The following is a 22949-nucleotide window of genomic DNA, read 5'->3' as shown; positions in this document are numbered from 1 at the left end:
ATATGGATATATTTGAATACGAATTTATGCAACGAGCATTCATCGTTGGAGGGTTGATTGCAATAATACTTCCTTGTATGGGACAGGTCGTTCTATTAAAAAGGCTATCGATGATTGGAGATACACTTTCTCATTCATCACTTGCAGGACTAACTATTGGACTTGCATTGGGTTTCAATCCACTGTTGGCAGCAATCATCGCGTGTGTTTTTGCAGGACTTTCTATAGAAATTATCAGAAATAGGTTGAAATCATATCAGGAAATATCAACGGTTATAATACTTGCAGCATCCATTGGTCTTGCAGGAATATTTTCATCAATGGTCAAAAACACCAACAGCATCTCATCTTATTTGTTTGGATCAATTGTAACGATAAGTGATGAAGAATTTTACTTGGTAATAGCCGTGTCAGCTTTTGTTTTGATATCTTATAGTCTATTGTATAAGAGTTTATACTTAAGTATTTTCGATCAGAAAGCCGCTAGCATATTAGGCATTAATATAAAATTTATAAATTTTTGCGTGACATTTTTATCGGCAATAGCTATATCTATTTCAGCGAAAACAATAGGCTCACTTATAGTGTCATCACTACTTGTATTACCGAGCATTAGCGCTATGCAATACACAAAAACTTACAAGAACACACTAATTGTATCGATAATATTTTCGGTTATTTTCGTGTATTTGGGGCTTTTCATATCGTATGCATTAAACCTTAGACCGGGATCTGTAATTGTATTGTTATCAGTCGTTTGGTTGATAATTTCATTAATAATAAAGAGAAAATAGGAGTAAAAATGAAAAATAGTAATAAAAAAATAATATTGGTTGTGGTTTTATGCTCAACCATTTTAAGTTCTTGTTCACTTTTTTCTAAACCAGAAAAAAAATCAGAGCAAATAAACGAGTCTACAAAAAAAGTTGAACAAACAACTGACAGCAACAAACAATCTACAATAAAAAAAGACAAGACGACAGAAGTGCTGATAGATTCAGAAATCAAAAAAGAAGATATCGCAAAAATCGTAAAACACGGAGACCATTGGCATGTGTTTACCAAAGACGGCAGGGAAAAAATCACATACAAAGACCCTAATAAATTACAAAACACATCCAACTTAGAAATGGTCAGCGTTGTTGGTAAAAGTAGACTCAAAGGTCAAAATGTCGTTGCAATCAAAAAACACGGCGATCACTGGCATGTTTATTTACGAAATGGTGGAGAATATCTAACTTACGAAGACCCATCAGCAATGTTTCCACACATAAAAGTAGGAACATATGTAGGAAGTCACAGTGATCACAGAAAACACAATAACAAAAGAATGGATGCTAGAACAATAGCACACGAAAAACAAAAAATAAAACAAACAATTGAAAAAAATGACGAAAGAGTTATCAAAATTTTAAAACACGGAGACCATTATCACATCTACACATCAAAAGGCAATGAATTCGTGTCATACACAGACCCACGAAGCTTGTATCCAAACGCTGAGTATGGACAGTACGTTGGAACTCATGCCAACAGAAAACAAATGATTGAAAAAATCATCCAAGAAGATAGACAAAAACAAAAACAATCTTCTAAGAAAACTCTCGCTAAACAAAATTCAGACAAGCTAATAAAAGACGAAAAGCTTGTAAAAGTAGAAGACAACAAGAAAAAACACAATATAGTTAAAATTCTAAAACACGGCGATCATTGGCACATCTACACAAAAAATGGCGAAGAATTCATAACTTATGAAGATCCATCTTCCAAATATCCAGATGTAGCTGTTGGAACATATACAGGTAGTCACACACAACAACCAAGAAAAGACAACAAAGACAACACACCACAAGAAAATCTGCCTGAAAATCCAACAGACACACAACAAAACAATAAACCAGACAAAAAAGAACAACCAACAGAAAAAACAAGAGAACAAAAAATACAAGAACTAAAAATAACCAAAGTTTTGGGAAAAGATGGAACAGTAAATGAAATTAACAGATTTGACATCGTAAAAATTTTAAAACACGAAGACCACTATCACATTTACGACTCCAACGGAAACGAAGCAATAACATACACCAACCCACAAAATCTTTATCCAAATGCTTATTTTGGAAACTACGAAGGAGACCATAACAATTCACAAGACAACAATGAATTCAAATGGCCAGAAAACATCACTAAAATCGTAGACCACAAAGACCACTGGCATTTGTATAGGGGAGACGAAGAAGTCGCAGTAGTCAGAGTCAATCCAAAAGATCACTATCCAAATGCAGAATATATCAAAGACTACATCGACGTAGGAAATGTAGAAGTAGGAGATCAAGATGTATTCAACTACGACGACATAAAACCAAACAAAGTTGAGGGAATCGAAGCCGTATTAAACGACAATCTACGAAACATGACAGGATATGGAAAATTGACTGATGGAATCGCAATCATGGGAACAGAAGACAAACAAGATAACGTATTTTATTGGCTACATGGAGACCACTACCATGCACTAAGCATAAAAGACTTAGTAAAAATGGAAAAATCTGGAGCATTAAAAGGATACACAGCAAAAGATGTAGTCGCAACATTGAAATACAAGTTCCAAAACCCACAAGAAGATTTGACATACAAATCAGACTTGAATATCGAAGAAGTAATAGAATTCTTAAAATCTCACTATAAAATAAACGATGCTTCAAGAATCTTCTCAATAGGACAAGAAACTGTTGACATTTACACAAATGACACGACAAATAGTTTCCACATAAGCCAATTTGAAAAGAAAAACGGACAAATAATCTTCAAAGGACAACTTCCTCAAATACCAAGTGACGAAGAACTTGAAAAACAAGAAGAATCAGAAGAAACAGTTAATGAAACAGAAGAAACAGTTGGTGAAAAAGAAAACAGTGAGAAAACAAACGAAAATCCTGTAGAAGATAAAAAACCAGAAGAAAAGCAAGAAGAAAAACAACAAGAAAATAAAGAAGAAAATAAAAAAGAATCTTCAGAAGAAAAACAAAATCTTCCTACAGAAAATAACAAAGAAACAACTGAGAAAAATTCAGAAAACATCTAAAAAAATCGGCTCACTAAGAGCCGATTTTCTTACTTAAATATCCAAATTATTTTGCTTCTTCAAATTTGATGTTATATTCAAAATCTGCTGGATTGTAATAATCAAGAGCTTTTCCTTCTACTTCAGCGTATGGATAACCAAAGTTATTAAGTGGTTTGTCATCTTGTTTTGGTTCAAGAGTAAGATCACGACCTGTAGTTAATGCTACACGAAGTGAATCCATTCCGCCCCAATAATAATCAGCAAGTTCTTTTGTTTTTTCATCAGATTTGTCTAATTTTTGTTTCAAAACAGCTTTCAAAACATCGCCTGGATCTGCTTTTACCCAACCTTGACCTTGAAGGTAGAATTCAGACCAGCAGTGTTGACCTTTAGTCATATCATCAGAAGCTTTCTTGCTCATTCTTACACCGAAGATTTCACGTGCAGGAACGCCAGCAGCTCTACACAAAGATACGAAAACTGAGTGGATATCAGTACATTTTCCTTGTGGATGATCCAATAATTTTTCAACTTCACCAGTACCGCAACCTTTTACAGATTCGTTACGATTCATATTAGCGATAGTCCAATCGTAGATTGCTTTTACCTTGTCCAAATCAGTAGTCTTGCCTTCAGTGATTTTGTCAGCAAGTTCTTTTACTTTACCATCAACAGGCATCATGCTGTTTGGTTGCAAGAATTCCTTAAGTTCATCCTTTTTAGCTTGGTCTTCTTTTTCAGTAAGTTCTCCTCTTTTGATTTCCTTACGTTCAGCATCAAAAGATAGTGAAACCTTACGATCAGTAGCTTCATTGTCCCATTCAACGTAAAGCATCTTGTTACCTAACTTGTCAGTAGTTTGTTGTTGCTTAGCGTGAGCTTCATCCAAATCCACCTTAACGTTAGAAATCTTTTGGTATTCTGAATCTTGTGGAATTGGTAACCATAATTTTACAGATTTACCCTTTTCGTATTTTGACAAATCAACATTTGTTGTTAAAGTTCCTTTTCTTTCTGCGAAGTTTTCTTCTTTCTTTTCTTCGTCTTTTTTAACTTCTACCTTATTAGTGTCTTCTTTTGCAGTTTCTTCCTTCTTAGTTTCAGTAGTTTCTTGTGAGTTATTCTTAGCACAAGCTGATAAACTAACCACAAATACTAATAAAAGTAAAATTTTTAATGCTTTTTTCAAAAAAACATCCCCCTTTATATTTTTTTACATAAAATTAGGCAATATGTAAAATATTGCCCAATTAAATATCTTATTTAGCTGCAGAACCTTCGATTTTATATCCTGCATCCATCCAAGCAACAATTCCGCCTGGGTGACGATATACATTTGTAAATCCAGCTTCTTTTGCGATAACTGCGCCGATATCACTTCTAGCACAACCAACAAAACCACAGTATACAACAACAGTTTTGTTTTTGTCTTCGCCCAAAGCTTTCAAGAAAGCTTCTTTTTGTTCTGGTTTCAATTCGTCTGCTTTCATAGGCAATTCAGCATTTACAGCGCCAGGAATTCTGTTTTTGTCAAAAGATTTAGCAGGCATAGTGTCCACTATAACCATGTCTTTCTTTTGGTCAATCCATGAATTCAAATCTTCTGTAGATACAAGTTCATAACCACCCTTGTTAACAGCTTTTACAAGTTTCATACTTGCAGTTTCAATTTTTTGTTCGTTACCGTCTTTTGCAGTTCCAGGACCTTTTGCAGCTCCAGGAGCAGCTTTTTGGCAACCAGTTGCCAAAATCAAAATCATGGCAAACAATGTCAAAGCTTTAATGAATTTCTTCATTATGTAATACCTCCTAAAATATTCTATATACTTATTATATCGTAAAATTTGAGTTTTATTTATTGAAATAATTTATAAATGGGCTGTTTTCAGGGTAAATTTGTGTCATTTTCTATAAATGACATACAATTACTAGATTTTTTATACAAATAATCTATTTCCGATTATGATATACTATATTTAATTTAACGTTTTACTATCAATTTCCCAAGGAGGATTTATGTATATTTTAATCGTGGCAATTGTGCTTTTGTTGGCGCTTTTGGCTGTTAAATTTTCAAATAAATACGGTATTCCGTCGTTTTTATTGTTTATTATTTTGGGAATATCGTTTAATTTTTTTGGGAAAGATTTCAATAATTACAGGTTTGTGGACGAATTTTCAAGCGTCGCGCTTTTGATTATTATGTTTTACGGTGGTTTCGGTACAAATTTGAAAATGGCAAAACCAGTGACAACACAGGGAGTTATCATGGCAAGTGCAGGTGTTGTGTTGACATCTGTTCTTACGGGAGCTTTCTGTTATTTTGTACTTAAAATCAGTTTCGTGGAATCCATGCTTTTGGGATCCGTTGTAGGTTCCACGGATTTTGCTTCGGTGAGTTCGATTTTACGAAGCAAGAATTTGAATCTCAAATATTCCACTGCATCAATGCTTGAGATTGAAAGTGGTTCCAATGACCCGACAGCTTACACTATGACTATGATTTTCTTGTCGATTTTGATGGGGTCTAAGACTTCTGTGTTCAAACTGATTTTGCTTCAAGTTGGTATCGGGCTGTTGATTGGTTTTTTGATGGCGAAATTGACCGAAAAATTGATTTTCAAGATAGATTTCTCACAAGACGGTCTGTTTACTGTTCTGATTATTTCCTGTGCACTTCTAACCTTTGCGATTAGCAAGAATTTGGGAGGAAATGCGTTCTTGTCAGTGTATGTTTTGGGAATTATGATTGGGAATTTGGAATATTATAGGAAGAAAGAGGTTGTGTTCTTCTTCGACGGTTTTTCGGGAATAATGCAGATTGGTTTGTTCTTTTTGCTGGGACTTTTGGCAGATCCTAAAAGCATCGTGAAGGCTGTTCCTGTGGCTTTCTTGGTGATGGTTTTCATCACAATTATTGCGAGACCATTGGCAAGTATTTTGCTTTTGAAACCATTTGGCTACAAGAAAAATCAGCTCATCGTAATTTCTGCGGCGGGTTTTAGAGGAGCGGCTGCGATTGCGTTTGCGATTATGGTTATAAATAGTAACGCAAAGTTATCTGTGGATTTGTTCCACATAATTTTCGTGATTTGTCTGTTGTCTTGTTTAATTCAAGGATCACTTTTCCCGATTATTTGTAAGAAAACTGATATGATTGATCCTGACGATACTGTTCTTAAAACTTTCAATTATTACAGTTCTAAAAGCGATGTTGGTTTTATCGAAACTAAAATAAATGAGCACAGTGAACTTGTAGGAAAAAAGGTTAGCGAGATTGGGCTTCACTTCGATATAATTGTTGCAAAAATTATAAGAGATAACAAACTTGTAGTTCCACGTGGTGATACTGTGATTTGTGTAGATGACACTGTTGTAATTGGCGGTAAATCTTATTTTGATCCTACAGGTTACGGTTTGGTTGAAATCACAATTAGCGACAAAAACAACTGGAATGGCAAGAAGTTAAAGGATATCGATATGATTGACACAGAACTTGTGGTTATGATTCAATCAAAGAACGGCGAAATCATCGTTCCTTCGGGCAATGTTACGCTTAATGTTGGGGATAAGTTGATTATTCTAAAAGAAACGGTAAGATTGTAAATATTTTGTTAATTGTGAACATTTGATATAAACTCTGATATAATAATAAAATAATTACATTTTAAGGAAGGATTTTATGATAGATTTTTTGATTCAAAAATTTGTTAAAAATTACGAAGACACGCAAAGCTTCACGACGCGTAGATCATACGGGAATTTGAGCAGTGCTGTGGGATTGTTCATTAACTTATTTTTGTTTTCTACTAAACTAATAATAGGATTACTCACTAATTCCATAGCGATAATGGCTGATGCTATCAACAATTTATCGGATTGTTTCAGTATTATTCTGATGGTTTTAAGCTTTAGTATGAGCACTAAACCCGCCGATGAAAAACATCCGTACGGTCATTCACGATTGGAGTACATCTTCTCGTCATTGATTACGATTTTGGTCATTTACATCGGGGTGAAATTGGTCGTCGCATCATTCAAGAAGATTATTCATCCGGAAATCATCACATTCAACATATATTCGTTGATTGTCCTAATAGTGGCGATTGTGGCGAAGTTCTGGCTAAGCAAATTTTACTACAAAATTTCCAAGAAAATCGACTCGGATTTGTTGATGGCAACATCTGTGGATTCAAAAAGCGACTGTATATCCACATCCATCGTACTTATATCTGTCGTAGTATTCAAATTGACGCACCTTAACATCGACGCATACATCGGACTTTTGGGTGGTGTTATCATCATCAAAAACGGATACGAAATGATAACTGACACTGTGGATAAACTTTTAGGAACAGGTGCATCTAGAAAATTCGAGCGTGAAATCATTGATTTCATCACATCATACGACGGTATTTACGGAGCACACGATTTGAGAGTTCACGATTACGGTCCAGGTCACATATTCATAACTGTGGATGTGGAAGTGAACAGCTCCGAAGAATTCATCAAACTTCACTCGTTGGCAGACCAAATCGAGAGAGATTTGATAGAAAAAAAGGGCGTGTATTCGACGATTCACATGGATCCGTTGGCAGTAAACAATCCGAAAGTTCAAAACTTGCACGAAATTGTCGAGAAAATCATCACCGATGTTAACGATAAATGGATATTGAACGATTTTAGGATTTGTCCGAAAAAAGAAGGCGATGAGATGATTTTTGACATCAGAGTAGATATAGATGAGAAAATGGAAGACAAGGAAATAGTCGATATTGTGAAAGGCAAAATCCTATCGCAAATCACTGACTACAAGCCAATCATAGCGATTACAAGAGGATATCAAAGAAGAAACTTTTATTAAAATGAAAAACATTAAACGAATTTACGATAAAAACCCACTCAAATTCATACTTGAAGTTTACGCAGTGTATTTGGTGTGGTTTTTTGCAATGGAAAAAATACCCAATAGAAATTATCACATAGTATATTCGAAACTGGACGATTACATTCCTTTTTATAAACCAGCGATACTTATGTATTCGTCGTGGTTTTTGATGTTGGTTATACCATTTGTGTATCTATTAAAGAGAAAATCATACGATAATATGTACAACATAATCATTCCGATGTTTTTGGCGATGTACATATCTTTGATAATTTATGTGATATATCCGACAGCACTAGACATCAGAGTGACAGACATCACTGGAAATGATATTTGTGCGTGGATAATAAAAGGAATTCACAAGATAGACCCGCCGAATAACGTGTGCCCAAGCATTCACGTATCGACAACCGTGATAATCGACAATCAATTCAGAAAAATACTGAAAAATAACGGAAAACTCAAGGTATTGTTCGTGTTGTGGGACGTTGGAATCTGCGTAAGCACAATGCTTGTCAAACAACACAGCATCATCGATGTGATATGTGGAATTATCCTCGCACACGCTATACTTTTCGTATTCAACAAAAAACAAAAATTTATTAATCATGTTTTGTAATTTTACAGAATGTGATTTTTTATTGGAATTAATGTTTTATTTATTCTCAAAAAATTTTCTAAACACTGTGCACTTAATTGTTTGCAAAAGTTTTCTAATAATATATAGACAAGAAAATTATTGTTTTGCTAGACGGATATTTTATCTGCATTGTGAAAACATTTAATTACTAAGCAAACATAGATTTATTAAGAACTTAATAAAAAAATTAAAACAAAAAATAAATTTCTTTTATCAAATAAGTCTTTAATTTTATAGATAATTAGAGTGATTAGAACTCTTAAAATGATATATCTGTTTGTTTTCTGTTTGTTTATAGAAATATTATTAAGAAAAAAATTAACGAATTTGTATTGACTTTTTAGTATTTTGTGCTAAGATTTAAATTATAAGAGACAAAAAACTTAAATAAGAGATTTAAAAATAACAATTTGACAGAAGAATAGAAACCTTTTCAAAAAGAGAATTGATTACAACTACGTACATAAAAGTTTATGACGCTTACACTTAAAAATGAAAAGGTTTATTCAGTGGTAGTAATAAGTTTCACTTATTCATTATAATTTTAAAAAAAGAAAAGGGGTATTTATGAAAAGTAAACTAAGCTTATTGCTTGCAATCATTATTTGCATTACAGCCTTTAGCGGATGCTCAAATAACGGTAATGATGCTGGCGATAAAGAAACACTAACAGTTGCTACGAGTGGAGATGCGATTTCACTTGATCCAGTATCCACAAACGACAACCAATCTAGTAATGTTATGTCTCAAATTTATGAAGGATTGGTAGAAATTGGAGAAGACAACAAACCAAAACCATTGTTGGCAGAAAAGATTGATCAAAAAGATGATGTTACATATACAATTCATCTTAAGAAAAATGTAAAATTCCACAATGGAGAAGAAATGAAGGCAAATGATGTAGTTTTCAGTTTGAAAAGGGCTGTTGATGCACCGAATGTAAAGCATTTGTTTAACAGTATTGATAAGGAAAATGTAAAAGCAATTGATGACTACACAGTTGAAATGAAATTGAAAGAACCATATGCTGGTATTATTTACTCGTTATGTCACCCAGGTGCATTTATTTGCAACGAAAAAGCTGTTAAAGAAGGCGGAGACAATTATAAAATGAATCCTGTAGGAACAGGATCTGTTAAATTTGTTTCTTGGATAAAAGCAGACAGTGTAGTAATGGAAAGATTTGATGATTACCACGGTGAAAAAACACAATATAAAACATTGAAATTTAGAGTAATTCCAGAACCTACTAACAGACTTGTAGAATTAGAATCTGGCGGCGTAGATATATCTTATGATATAGCTCCAAATGATATTTCTAAAGTAACAGAAAATACTAATCTAAAATTAGTTAGAGGACAAGATTATGGTACAACTTATTTAGGATTTAACTGTCAAAAGAAACCATTTGATAATCCAAAGGTTAGAGAAGCTATTTCTTATGCTGTGGATATGGAAGGAATAATTAAGGCGGTATTCTTAGGAGTTGGTAAAACTGCAACAAGTCCAATGCCACAAACTTTGAAGTTCTCGGTTGCAGATCAAATTAAACCAAAAACTAGAGATGTAAATAAAGCAAAACAATTATTAAAAGAAGCTGAATTTGAAAAAGGGTTCAAAACAAGTCTTTCTACTAATGAAAAGAAAGAGAGAATTGATATGGCGACAGCAATTAAAGAACAATTAGCTGAAGTAGGAATTGATTGCTCAATAAATGTTCTTGAATGGTCTGCATTTAATGATTTATTGAAAAATGGAAAACAAGATATGTTTGAAATTGCATGGATTGCAGATACTCCAGACCCTGATAGTTTCATGTTCCCATGCTTCCATTCATCAGCAGCTGGTGAAGGTGGTAACTACTGTTATCTAAAAGACCAAGAAATGGATAAACTATTAGAAGATGCTAAGAAAGAAAATGATGAAGCAAAAAGAGCTGAATTATACAAAAAAGCTCAACAACATGCAATTGATATTTCTGCTTGGGTTCCAGAATACAACGGAGAACTTCTAGTAGGACATAAAAAAGAAATTCAAAATTTCAAAGTATCTCCATTTGGATGGTATAAATTGCAATTAGTTAAAAAAGCAGAGTAATTTTATTAAAGAGGGCAATGCCCTCTTTAATAAAATATGAAAACAAGTAAAGGACATAATAATGATTAAATACGTTATAAAAAGAATATTTTATTTGATTCCGGTTGTAATAGGGGTAAGTTTTATAGTCTTTTCACTTTTATATATAACTCCTGGGGATCCAGCTAGAAACGCACTTGGTCCAAGTGCATCAGAACAGGCTGTTAAACAACTCAGAGTTGAAATGGGACTTGAAGACCCTTTTATACAACAATATTCTAGGTACTTAAAAAACTTAGTTACTAAGTTTGATTTAGGTAAATCATATATTACCAAATCTCCTGTTACTAAAGAAGTAATGAGCAGAGCATCAGCTACTTTTAGATTAGCAGTATTGGCGATTACATTTGCTGTAATTTTAGGAATACCAATAGGAATTATTTCAGCTATCAAACAATATTCAATATTTGATAACATAACTATGATATTTGCACTAATAGGTATTTCAATGCCGGTATTTTGGTTAGGGCTATTGCTTATAATGTTATTCTCTGTTAAGTTGGGTTGGCTTCCATCATCTGGATTTACAACGGCTAAACAAATGATATTACCAGCAATTGCACTTGGTTCACAATCGGTATCGGTAATTACGAGAATGACTAGATCTTCAATGCTTGAAGTAATAAGAATGGATTATATAAGAACAGCAAGAGCAAAAGGTCAAAGAGAAAATAAAGTTATATGGCGACATGCACTTGGAAATGCATTGATACCTATTATAACAATAATTGGTATACAATTTGGTCAATTAATGGGTGGGGCGTTAATGACAGAAGTTATTTTCTCAATACCTGGTATAGGAAGACTAATGGTAGATTCTATTAAGATGAGAGATGCTCCTATGGTATTAGGATGTGTGCTATTTGTCGCAATTACATTTAGTATTGTAAATTTAATAGTAGACTTACTTTACACATTCGTCGATCCAAGAATTAAAACTAAGTACGTATAGGAGTGAGCATTATGGAAAAGAATTTAAATAACAATCTTAGTAATAATTCAGAAAATACAACTAAGCAAAATAGAACTAAAAGAGGTAGATTCAAAAAATTAAAAGATATCTGGAAAAGGATGAAGAGAAACCATCTTGCAATGGTTGGTTTATTTATCATAATAGCGCTAATATTTGTAGCGATTTTTGCAGATAAGATTGCACCTTACGGATTTTCTGAACAAAATTTGAAAAATCAATTTGCACCTCCAAATTCAAAGAATTTATTTGGGACTGATGACTTAGGTAGAGATATCTTCAGTAGAGTTGTTTATGGTTCAAGAATATCCTTAAAAGTAGGTTTCATATCAGTTGGAATTGCGCTCGTACTAGGAACAGCAATAGGTGCTGTTACAGGATATTTTGGCGGAAAAATCGATAACTTTTTCATGAGATTTATCGATATTCTTCAATCTATTCCAGATATTTTGTTGGCCATAGCTATATTAGCAGCCTTAGGACCAGGACTTGCAAATTTAATGATAGCAGTAGGTATTGCTTCTATTCCTGGATATGCTCGTATAGTTAGAAGTTCTGTACTATCAATAAGAGATCAAGAATTTGTAGAAGCCGCAAGAGCCGAAGGATCATCAAATTTCAGAATAATTTTTAAGCACATTCTGCCTAACTGTATGGCACCCATCATTGTACAAGCTACTCTTGGTGTTGCCTATGCGATTATTAATGCTGCAGGATTGAGCTTTATTGGGCTAGGCTTGGAACCTCCAACACCGGAATGGGGAGCTATGCTTTCAGCTGGAAGATCATTTATCAGAGACCATATGCATATGACGTTATTCCCGGGATTAGCTATCGTTATAACAATATTTGCGTTGAATGTATTGGGTGATGGCTTAAGAGATGCCTTGGATCCGAAATTAAAGAGATAGGGGTATTATATGGAAAAATTACTAGACATAAAAAATTTAAGCGTAGAATTCGATACAGATTCAGGATTGGTAAAAGCGGTTAACAATCTTAATTTATCAGTAGATAAAGCACAAACATTGGGGTTTGTAGGTGAAACGGGAGCAGGAAAAACTACTACTGCTCTTGCAATTATGAAATTAATTCAATCTCCACCGGGGAAAATAACTTCAGGTGAAATATTCTTCGAAGGTAATGATTTATTAAAAGTTAAAGAAAAAGATATGTTTCATATTAGAGGGAATCAAATATCTATGATATTTCAAGATCCTATGACTTCATTGAACCCTATAATAACTGTTGGAGATCAGATTAGAGAAGTTATTGGACTTCATGAAAAATTAACTAAAGAAGAAATCACAAAGAAAACTGAAGAAATGTTGGAATTAGTTGGTATCAGAAAAGAAAGAATTAACGATTATCCACATCAATTCAGTGGGGGAATGAAGCAAAGAATCGTAATAGCTATGGCATTAGCTTGTAACCCTAAATTACTTATAGCAGATGAACCAACAACAGCGTTGGATGTTACTATACAAGCTCAAGTTATGGAACTTATGAAAAGTCTTAAAGAAAAATACAATACATCAATGATTTTAATTACACACGATTTAGGTGTAGTTGCAGAAATATGTGATGTAGTATCAGTAGTATACGCAGGAACTATTGTGGAAACTGGTTCAGTAAAATCTATTTTTACTAATCCTAAGCATCCATATACAATTGGGCTATTTAATTCAATCCCTTCACTTGATGAGGATGTTGAAAAATTAAAAGTAATACCTGGATTTACTCCTGATCCATCAGACTTACCTAATGGATGTTGTTTCCATCCAAGATGCGCTCATTGCATGGAAAAATGTAAGGGTAAAATTCCTCCAATGTATGAGGTAGAGGAAGGACATTTTGTTGCTTGCTATTTGTGTGAAGATAAATTAGGAGAAGAAGATGGAAAATAAAGCATTATTAGAAGTAAAAAATCTAAAAAAATATTTTCAAACAAAAAGAGGAATGCTCCACGCAGTTGATGATATAAATATCAGTATAAAAAAAGGAGAGACATTGGGTCTCGTTGGAGAATCTGGTTGCGGGAAATCTACTGCCGGAAGGGCAATTTTAAGACTTCACGAACCGACATCAGGAGAAATCCTTTTAAACGGTGAGAATGTATTAAAATATAAAACTAGGTCTGAAATTAATAAAATGAGACAGGAAATGCAAATCGTATTTCAAGATCCATATTCTTCATTGAATCCTAGAATGAATACATTTGAACTTATTTCAGATCCACTAATAGTTAATAAAATCACTAAAAACCAAGATGAATTAGAAAATAGAGTTTATGAAATGATGGAAATAGTAGGATTAGAAGAAAGACTAGCAGGATCTTACCCTCATGAATTAGACGGAGGAAGAAGACAAAGAATAGGGATAGCGAGAGCACTTATACTTAGACCTCAGTTTATCGTTTTAGATGAGCCGGTTAGTGCACTCGATGTAAGTATACAAGCCCAAATTTTGAATTTAATGGATGAACTACAAGATAGATTGTCTTTAACATATTTATTTATCTCTCATGATTTAAGCGTTGTTAAACACATTTCAGACAGAATAGCTGTAATGTATTTGGGTAAAATTGTTGAATTGACTGATTATAAGAGAATATTTAGTGATCCATTACATCCGTACACAAAAGCATTGTTATCTGCGATACCTATTCCAAAATATGGATTAAAAAGAGAAAGAATTATACTAAAAGGAGATGTTCCAAGTCCAATAGATCCTCCAGAAGGGTGCAGATTCTGTGGAAGATGTCCTTATAAAATGGATATATGTGAGAAAAAAACACCAGAGCTTACCGAAATAGACGATAATCATTTCGTAGCGTGTCATCTTTATAATAAGTAAATATTATAATTTCTCCTTATCGAAAAGAGTCGACCATTAAATATGGTCGTTTCTTTTTGTTCGCACACGCGATACTTTTCGTATTCAACAAAAAACAAAACACAGCCTCATCACTAATTTAGTGACAGGCTGTGTTTTTTGGTTTGTAGAATAATTTATTTGTTTGAAACTGGAAATACAAAAGATAATATCATTAAAATCGCAAACGCGAAAATTGATATAACATTGATTATAACATGCAATAGTCTGAGATTTTTGTTGGATATTTGATTTCTTAGCGCCAAATTCAAAATAGCAAACGGAATCAAATACAATAAACAGAATCCTTGTTGACCGAATCCATCAAAAAATATCAGTCCGATTAATACAATAATTTGTGCTAAATAAGACAAAGGTATTAATAATTTCTTCATAAAATACTCTCTAGTCTTTCAATATAGATTCAGTTATTTTCAAAAATCTCTTCCAAATAAGAGCAAATATCACAAAATTCACTGCGGCTTGGACTGAGTTTGGAAGAATTGTAGCGATTGCCGTTTTGTTTCCGTAAAGAATTACAGATGTGAAGTAATATCCCACAACCATCACCAATTCACAGATAACTCCCGAAGTTAGAACTGTGGATGTTTTTTGATTGTTGATTTTTTTCAAGAACAATCCCATTACAAGCGCCATTAAACCTTTGACTACGAATGTAAACGGGGCAAACGCTGCATACCCAAGCAACAAATCTGCCAAGCTTGAGCCAAACGCAGCGGCAATCATTCCGATAACTGGTCCAAATGCGACAGTGGATAATAATATAATGAAGTCTCCAAGATTAACGTAACCCATCGCAGGTGACACAGGAATTTTGATTACCATTGTAAAAAACGTTGTAAGTGCGATGAAAATCGCAGCTGTAGTTATTTTTCTAGTGTTCATTTAATCCTCCTCCAATATATTATAGAGTATTTATGTGGTGGTTAATAGTAACAAATTCTGAAAAATTTATGGTAACAGATTTGATAATAAAATTTGTTTGAAAAAATATTTTTGAAAAATAATGTAACAAACACGCTGATTTTACACATTATTATTCAATTAAATAATAAAAAAACAATGAACAATAAATGTTATCAGTAATTCGTTCAAATAAAACGACTTAATTTTCAAAATGAGTAGATTATTCTCTTTATTTTGATGAAAACGATAGAAGTATATTTATAAAATACTAATTTCAAAATTAGTTTGACATTTACTATTTTGTTAAGTAAAATTATCTTATGAGCAAAAAGCAATTATTTTGCCGTTTTTGCGTATAAAAAAGTAGGAGGGAAATATGAAACCATATTCCAAAAAGTTTTTGGCTGGTGTGTTATTGTTTTCATTAGTATTGCCGAGTGCAACGACATTCGCAACTAATCAAACAGATAGCACTACATATGCCAAACTTCAAGAACAAGGCGTAAAGGCAGACCAACAAGTCAAAGTAATCGTAGAAACTAGTGACAAGGCTGCTATCGAAAGAGAACCAAACGTAAAGAGCGCGAGATTCTCAAAAGCTGTGAAGGCATCTGAAGCAGAAGTAAAGAAAACTTCAGAAAATATCAAAACTAAACTTAATAAAGAAAACGTTAAAGTTGACAAAGAAGATGAATTTTCTGCAGTTATCACAGGTTTCTCAGCAAAAGTTAAAGCAAAAGATATCGACAAATTGAGAAAACAACCAGGAGTTAAAAAGGTCACAACTCAAATGAAGGCTGAAAGACCAAAAGGAGGAGCATCTCCAAACTTGGCTTCAGCTCCAGGAATGATTAAGGCAGATACTTTATGGGATCAATACACTTTCTCAGGACAAGGAATGTTAATTAGTATTATAGATACTGGTGTAGATCCTTCTCACAAAGATATGCAAATGATTGATGCTTCAGAAGCTAAATACAAAAATGAAGATCAAGTAAACAAAGTTATTAAAGAAAATGGATTAAAAGGACAATGGCACAGCAAAAAAATTCCTTATGGTTACAACTACGCTGACGAATCACAAGAAATCAGAGATTCTGGAATCGGTGGATACCACGGAATGCACGTAGCTGGTATAGTTGCTGCAAATGGTGACACAAAAAATGAAGGAGTAAAGGGAGTAGCACCAAACGCACAATTATTAGCGATGAAGGTATTCAGCAACGATGCATTAGTATCTACAGTTTACGAAGAAGTATGGTTGAAAGCGATTGACGATTCAGTAAAACTTGGCGCAGACGTATTGAACATGAGTTTGGGAATGGGTTCAGGTTACAGTAGAGAAGGCGTGTCTCCTACTAACGAAGCATTCAATAAAGCAAAGAAAGCCGGAGTTGTATGCGCAGTTGCCATGGGTAATGACCGTGTTACAAACTGGGGCGGCGAAGGTAAGACTAACTTAGCGATAAACCCTGACTTTGGTACTACAGGACACCCTGCAGTTGCAGAGCCATCTTATGCGGTAGCATCAATGGAAAACACAAAAATGAGAGGAAGAGTTGTAGAAGTTGAAGGACAACCTGACATCTCAGCAGGTACTGCAGAAGGCGAAAACGAAAAGACAACAACAGGAAAGCTACCTTATGTTTATGTTGGATTAGGAAATACTGAAGAACAATACAATGGACAAAAAGTAGATGGTAAAATCGTACTTGCAGAAAGAGGAGAAGGATCCTTTAATGACAAAGCTCAATTAGCTAAATCACTAGGTGCAAAGGGTATCGTAATTTTTAACTCTGAAAAAGGTAATCAATTATCTTTCATGTCTGGAATGGAAGATAAAAATTTCCCTTCAGTATTTATTAGCCATGAAGATGGAAAAAATTTAATTGAATTATTAGGTAAAAACTCAAATCAACAAATCAACATCACTAAAGTACATTCTGTTAAGAATCCAAAAGGTGAACAAATGAGTGAGTTCTCATCTTGGGGAATCACACCTGATTTGAGATTGAAACCAGACATCGCAGGTGTTGGTGGACAAATCTACTCAACAATAAATGAAGATAAATACACTACAATGAGTGGTACTTCAATGGCAACTCCACAAGTTGCAGGTGCAAGTGCATTAGTAATGCAAAGATTGTACAAAGATGGTTGGTTAGTTAGAAAAGATGGAAAACCAGACCCAATCCAAGAATACTTGACAGTTTTGGTAATGATGAACACAGCAACTCCTGTAGAAGACACAGAAGTAAAAGGCGCTTCATTGTATACTCCAAAACAACAAGGTGCAGGTCTTGTAAACCTTGAAAATGTAGTTAAGACAAATGCAACTGTTACAGCTACAGGTGGAAAAGATACAAAAGAAGACGGTAAATTAGAACTTGGAGAAGTTGGAGAACAATTTAATGCAAAATTCAAATTGAAAAACTACTCTAAAAAGGACATCACATTTACAGCAAGATACATCTCATTAAAAGATGAAGTAAAAGATGGAAGATACACAGAACATTCATCTGTAGCAGAAGAAAAAACTTTAACAGACGTTACAGTACCAGCAGGAAAAGAAGTAGAATACACTGCAACAATATCTACAAAAAATATTGACAAGAATCAATTTGCACAAGGATATGTAATGTTCGATTCAAAAACTAATCCTACACTTTCAGTTCCATACACAGGATTCAAAGGCGATTGGTCAGAACCTCAATTCTTGGACAACATGCCTGATTTCAGTAAAGATGTCAACTACAAACCAATAGTATATCCTGATGGTGGAATAGATAAAACAGGTTTTATGAGAAGACAACAAAAAGGTGGATGGAACTACTGGAACGCTTGGAATGTCGATGGCAAACCAACTGTATTCGTTAATTCATTAGGAAAAGATGAAGGAATGAATAATGAAGTTGCACCAGTAATCACAATCATGAGAAACGCTCTTGATGTAAAATACGACATCTTAAATAAAGATGGCAAAGTATTGAGAAACTTATTCATCGACCCAATTCTTCTAAAAGTAAATGGATTGTACAAAGGTGGAGATAGTCAATACAGATTCGAATACGTTCCTGGTGGAGCTGCTTGGGACTTCAAAGACATGAACGAAAAATTGGTAGAAGAAGGAGAATACATCTATCAAATCAAAGGTCATGTAGACTACAAGAATGCTAAGGAACAAAAATACCAATACAAGATATTGTTAGATAATACAGCACCAACATTAACTTATAAATACAACAAAGAAAAAAGAGAAATAACTGTAATTGCAAAAGATAACTTAGCAGGCGTATTTAGCGTAGGATATGAAAACACTAAAACTGGTCAATGGTATGAACAACAAGTTCGAGAAGATCATAGATTCGATGATATTGGAATAGTAAGAGATTACAAGTATACATTCAAAATAGCTGAAGGATTTGACTTGTCTAACCTTAGCATTTACGCTTGGGATAACTCAAGAAATGTCGCTGGAAAAGATATTGATACAGGAGTAACTTCTAACATTGAAATCAAACCAATAGAATTGAAAGTAAATGATCCAATTCCAGGATTGGAAAAAATCAAAGAACACATCGTTGGATTACCAAAAGGTGCAGAAGTTAGTATCCTAAATGATGAAGATAATATTAAATCTACAGAAAATTCTGGTGAATTTGGAATTAGAGTATCTGTAAAGATTGGCGATATGGAAACATATTACTGGATTCCAGTTATCGTAAAAGGTGAAGAAAAACCAGAAGAACCTGAACCAGAAAAACCAGCAGAAAAAGATTTAACAGTATACAATTTACCTGTAATCAAGGTTACAAATCCAGACTATTATCAAGCATTTGGTAAACACGAAGACAAAGAAAACCCAGAATCTTACAAGAAGATTCACGTACAAGGTAATGTAACTCATATTGATGAGTTAAATGAATTGACATTAACTATCACAAAAGATGGTAAACAAGTTGAAGGAACTGAAGTACAAAAGATCAAATCTAAGAAAGAAGGAGATAGCAATTACTCATTCGACCACGAATTAGATATCTCTGGATTAGAAGATGGATTTGTTTACGAATTGCAAATCAATGCTATAGGCAAGAATATTCAAGGACATAAGTTCGAAGATACTATCATCAGAAGAATCAGAAAAGACTACGTTGCTCCAGAAATTAAATACACTGTAGAACACAAAGATGAAAAAGCTCCAATGGCTAAGATTAAAGTAAATGGTCATGAAAACATGACTTATTTGGAAATGTATCTTAACAATTCAATGCTTTCAAGAATAGACAAGACTTGGGATAACTTTGAACTTAAAGGAGGCGTTGACGGAGAATTTGAAATAGAAGTTCCATTGGAAATCGGCGAAAACACATTCCAAATCAAAGCAAACGACGATGCAGGAAACGAAACAATTGAAGACGTTGTAATCAATAGAAAAGATCCTAACGCAAAAGATCCTGCTAATACAAAAGAATTGGCAGACAATATGTTGAAAGCAAAATCAATCGTATCAGTTCCAGAAAAATACGATGTAACTGATGAACAAATAGCTGAACTTAACAAATTAATCGAAGAAGCAAAAACTGCTATTACCGAACAACAACCACAAGACAAGGTTGATGAAATTAACGACAAATTAAAAGAAGTATTAGCTAATATCAAAGAAAAAGAAGTTAAGAAAGTTGATAAGAAAGAACTTATCGGTCAAAAAGATGATGCACAAGACTTGTTAGACAAGAAAGAAGTTAAATTAACTGACGAACAAGAAAAAGCATTGCAAGATTTGATCAAAAAAGCTGATGATTTAGTTAAGAAAGAAGATGCAACTCAAGAAGAAGTTGACAAATTAGCTAAAGAAATCAAAGATGAAATAGCTAAAATTAAAGAAGCTGGTAAAGAAGATCCAGCAAAACCAGGTAAAGAAGATCCAACAAAACCAGGCAAAGAAGATCCAACAAAACCAGGTAAAGAAGATCCAACAAAACCAGGCAAAGAAGATCCAACAAAACCAGGTAAAGAAGATCCAACAAAGCCAGGTAAAGAAGATCCAACAAAGCCAGGTAAAGAAGATCCAACAAAACCAGGTAAAGAAGATCCAACAAAACCAGGTAAAGAAGATCCAACAGAACCAGGCAAGGAAAATCCAACAAAACCAGGCAAAGAAAACCCAGCTAACCCTGGCACAACAACACCAAGTGTACCTGGCACAACAACACCAAGTGTACCTGGAACAACAACACCAAGCGTACCTGGAACAACAACTCCAAGCGTACCTGGAACAACAACTCCAAGCACACCAGCTGAACAACCAAAAGCTACAACAAGAGTTGCAGGAGTTGACAGAATCAACACAGCAGTAGAAGTATCCAAGAAATACTACAACTCAGCTGACACAGTAATCGTAGCAAACTACGAAAAATTCGCAGACAGCTTATCAGCATCAGCATTATCAAAAGCATTAAAAGCACCAATCTTGCTAGTACAAAAAGATCAACTAGATTCAGTAGTAGCACAAGAAATCAAGAGATTAGGCGCTAAGAATGTAATCGTAATAGGTGGAGACCACTCAGTAGATAAAGCAAAAGACAGCCTAGCAAAATACAACGTTCAAACAATAGCTGGATCTGACAGATACGAAACAAGCGCTAAGATTGCACAAGAAATAATCAAACGCACAGGAACAAAACAAGCAGTCATCGCAAGTGGCGAAACATTCGCAGACGCTTTAACAGTAGCTCCACTAGCAAACAAAAACAACATGCCAATACTACTTGTACAACCAAACAACATACCAAAAGCAACACAAGAAGTATTGAAACAAATCGACAAAGTAATAATCGTAGGTGGAGAAAAAACAATCTCAAAAGAAGTAGAAAACAAACTACCAAACCCTACAAGAATTGCCGGAGCAAACCGTTACGAAACAGCAAAGAAAATCTACGAATACGACTTCAAAGACAGAAAAGAAGTTAACATCGCAAACGGAACAAACTTTGCAGACAGCTTAGTAATAGGCTCCATTGATTGCCCAATATTATTAGCAGAATCAAATGAAATTCCAGAAGCTACAAAACAAGCTATCAAAGACTCAAAATTTGAAAAAGTTAATGTATTTGGTGGAGAAAACTCAATAGGTGAATCAGTTGTAAAAGAATTGATTAAATAGAGTAAGGAAAGTCGCACGATAATTCGTGCGACTTTTTTTGCCTAAAAATAGCAAATAACGCTTCCTTTGTGATATATTATTAAATAGGAGAAGTGTTATGAGAATTTTGAAGAAAATACTATTCGTTCTAGTGGTTATAGTTATGATACCGCAAATTGCCACTGCATCGGAAATAGATAAAATAGACAATATAATCAATCCAAATAGAGAACAAAATGATAGTGTAAGCAAGAAAATAATGCAAAATTTCAAGGCGAACTTATCATTTGCAGTAAAACAAGCGCTCGATGAAGACAATGCGACATTCAAGATTACGGTCTTGGACAAAAAAAGCAATCCAATACCAAAAGTGGAACTGATCGTTACGGATGTTGAGACGGGGAAATCGCGTGAGAACCAAACCAACGAAAAAGGGGAAATCCAATTTCGTGGACTTGCTCCGACAGAACACACGATAAAAGTAGTGTCTGCTCCGTCTGGATATTTCTTCGACGAAGATGTCATCACGCTTGAAAACAATGTCGTGAATACCAAGACTATATTTGGCAAGACAAAAGAAGACAAGGACAAAACATACAAAATAACTTACAGAATTACAGACAAATACGGGATTGCCTTAAAAGAAATCGACGTCAGATTACAATCCAGAGATAAAAAATACATCGCAAAAACAGACGTGTTCGGCTATGCGCATTTTGAAGTGGAAGATAGTGGCAAATACGAAGTTTACGTGGATAAAATGAGCGAATATTTTGAAGAACATGACAACTTCAAGATAGATGACATCGAAATCAATCCGAATTCCGAAGAATCCATCTACAGCTCACAAATAAACGAACAAATCAAAAAAGAATTCGAATCGGCTTTGATAATCAACGTGAAAAAAGGCGATAAACCAGCTGAGAAAATCCTCGTTTCATTGAAAGACAGAAGAAAAGAAATGTATGTGCATCAATACACAAATAAAGAGGGAAAAGTCGTGTTCGACAATTTGTTTCCTGGAAATTACGTGCTTACGGTGAACAATGAAGATAGATTGACAGAAAATGGAGTCGGCGGAGTTCACTTGATAGAAGGACAAGTCCGTGAGTTCGATGTGGTGTTGTCACAAGGTGATTTGTCACAGAAATCACTCGTAGTGGAAAAGAAAGAACCACAAGATGAAAAACTCCCAGAATCTGGAAACAAAGACGAAAGAATGATGGTGTTCTTCTCTTTGGGAATAATAGCATTGGCGTATTTATTTTTAAACAAACAAAAAAGGAAAATGAATTGAAAAATTTT

At 34.1% G+C, this 22949-nt stretch carries 16 protein-coding genes; 12 read left to right on the top strand and 4 right to left on the bottom strand.

From position 1 onward, the window contains the following. Positions 1–2 precede the first annotated feature (2 nt). Both HMPREF0391_RS05395 and HMPREF0391_RS05390 read left to right on the top strand, forming a co-directional pair. Positions 3–794, top strand: coding sequence for a metal ABC transporter permease (locus tag HMPREF0391_RS05395; protein WP_002835914.1), 792 nt, complete (start codon positions 3–5; stop codon positions 792–794). A gap of 8 nt (positions 795–802) precedes the next feature. Next, positions 803–3085 carry a hypothetical protein gene (locus tag HMPREF0391_RS05390; protein WP_002835913.1) on the top strand — a complete coding sequence of 761 codons (2283 nt, stop codon included), beginning with the start codon at positions 803–805 and terminating at the stop codon, positions 3083–3085. Between the two features lie 46 nt (positions 3086–3131). On the opposite strand, the gene HMPREF0391_RS05385 is transcribed toward HMPREF0391_RS05390, so the two are convergent. Both HMPREF0391_RS05385 and HMPREF0391_RS05380 read right to left on the bottom strand, forming a co-directional pair. Further along, positions 3132–4256: a transglutaminase-like domain-containing protein gene (locus tag HMPREF0391_RS05385; protein ID WP_002835912.1), complete on the bottom strand. Its 1125-nt coding sequence runs from the start codon at positions 4254–4256 to the stop codon at positions 3132–3134. 70 nt (positions 4257–4326) lie between these two features. After that, positions 4327–4863, bottom strand: coding sequence for a rhodanese-like domain-containing protein (locus HMPREF0391_RS05380; RefSeq protein WP_002835911.1), 537 nt, complete (start codon positions 4861–4863; stop codon positions 4327–4329). 220 nt (positions 4864–5083) lie between these two features. Here HMPREF0391_RS05380 and HMPREF0391_RS05375 point away from each other — a divergent pair, with 220 nt between their 5' ends. The 8 genes from HMPREF0391_RS05375 to HMPREF0391_RS05340 all read left to right on the top strand — a co-directional run bounded on the left by HMPREF0391_RS05375 (position 5084) and on the right by HMPREF0391_RS05340 (position 14557). Beyond that, the gene (locus tag HMPREF0391_RS05375) at positions 5084–6673 is read left to right on the top strand and encodes a potassium/proton antiporter (protein ID WP_002835909.1); all 1590 of its coding nucleotides are present in this window, start codon (positions 5084–5086) and stop codon (positions 6671–6673) included. Positions 6674–6749: 76 nt separating this feature from the next. Further along, the gene (locus HMPREF0391_RS05370) at positions 6750–7931 is read left to right on the top strand and encodes a cation diffusion facilitator family transporter (RefSeq protein WP_002835908.1); all 1182 of its coding nucleotides are present in this window, start codon (positions 6750–6752) and stop codon (positions 7929–7931) included. 1 nt (position 7932) lies between these two features. Further along, positions 7933–8574: a phosphatase PAP2 family protein gene (locus tag HMPREF0391_RS05365; RefSeq protein WP_002835907.1), complete on the top strand. Its 642-nt coding sequence runs from the start codon at positions 7933–7935 to the stop codon at positions 8572–8574. Positions 8575–9162: 588 nt separating this feature from the next. After that, a complete protein-coding gene (locus tag HMPREF0391_RS05360; RefSeq protein WP_002835906.1) occupies positions 9163–10692 on the top strand; it encodes an ABC transporter substrate-binding protein in 1530 nt (509 codons plus the stop codon). 61 nt (positions 10693–10753) lie between these two features. Next, positions 10754–11683, top strand: a complete 930-nt coding sequence (locus tag HMPREF0391_RS05355; protein ID WP_002835905.1) for an ABC transporter permease — start codon at positions 10754–10756, stop codon at positions 11681–11683. Positions 11684–11694: 11 nt separating this feature from the next. Then, a complete protein-coding gene (locus HMPREF0391_RS05350) occupies positions 11695–12612 on the top strand; it encodes an ABC transporter permease (RefSeq protein WP_002835904.1) in 918 nt (305 codons plus the stop codon). Between the two features lie 9 nt (positions 12613–12621). Beyond that, positions 12622–13608, top strand: a complete 987-nt coding sequence (locus HMPREF0391_RS05345) for an ABC transporter ATP-binding protein (RefSeq protein WP_002835903.1) — start codon at positions 12622–12624, stop codon at positions 13606–13608. Continuing rightward, complete coding sequence (locus HMPREF0391_RS05340) at positions 13598–14557, top strand: ABC transporter ATP-binding protein (protein ID WP_002835902.1); 960 nt, start codon at positions 13598–13600, stop codon at positions 14555–14557. The genes HMPREF0391_RS05345 and HMPREF0391_RS05340 overlap by 11 nt, the downstream gene beginning before the upstream one ends. 155 nt (positions 14558–14712) lie before the next feature. Here HMPREF0391_RS05340 and HMPREF0391_RS05335 read toward each other — a convergent pair whose 3' ends face one another. After that, entirely contained in the window at positions 14713–14970 is a 258-nt protein-coding gene (locus tag HMPREF0391_RS05335; protein ID WP_002835901.1) for a hypothetical protein, read from the bottom strand. Positions 14971–14980: 10 nt separating this feature from the next. Beyond that, entirely contained in the window at positions 14981–15481 is a 501-nt protein-coding gene (locus HMPREF0391_RS05330) for an ECF transporter S component (RefSeq protein ID WP_002835900.1), read from the bottom strand. A 397-nt stretch (positions 15482–15878) separates the two neighbouring features. Between HMPREF0391_RS05330 and HMPREF0391_RS05325 the strand changes: the two genes are divergently transcribed. Together HMPREF0391_RS05325 and HMPREF0391_RS05320 are read left to right on the top strand one after the other, a co-directional pair. Beyond that, positions 15879–21665 (top strand): cell wall-binding repeat-containing protein, encoded by a 5787-nt coding sequence (locus tag HMPREF0391_RS05325; RefSeq protein ID WP_002835899.1) that lies wholly within the window; start codon positions 15879–15881, stop codon positions 21663–21665. Positions 21666–21762: 97 nt separating this feature from the next. After that, positions 21763–22941 carry an MSCRAMM family protein gene (locus tag HMPREF0391_RS05320; protein WP_002835898.1) on the top strand — a complete coding sequence of 393 codons (1179 nt, stop codon included), beginning with the start codon at positions 21763–21765 and terminating at the stop codon, positions 22939–22941. Positions 22942–22949 lie beyond the last annotated feature (8 nt).

This window comes from Finegoldia magna ATCC 53516 (assembly GCF_000159695.1).
In the GTDB taxonomy this organism is placed as follows: domain Bacteria; phylum Bacillota; class Clostridia; order Tissierellales; family Peptoniphilaceae; genus Finegoldia; species Finegoldia magna_F.
This window is presented reverse-complemented; position numbering and strand designations above follow the sequence as displayed.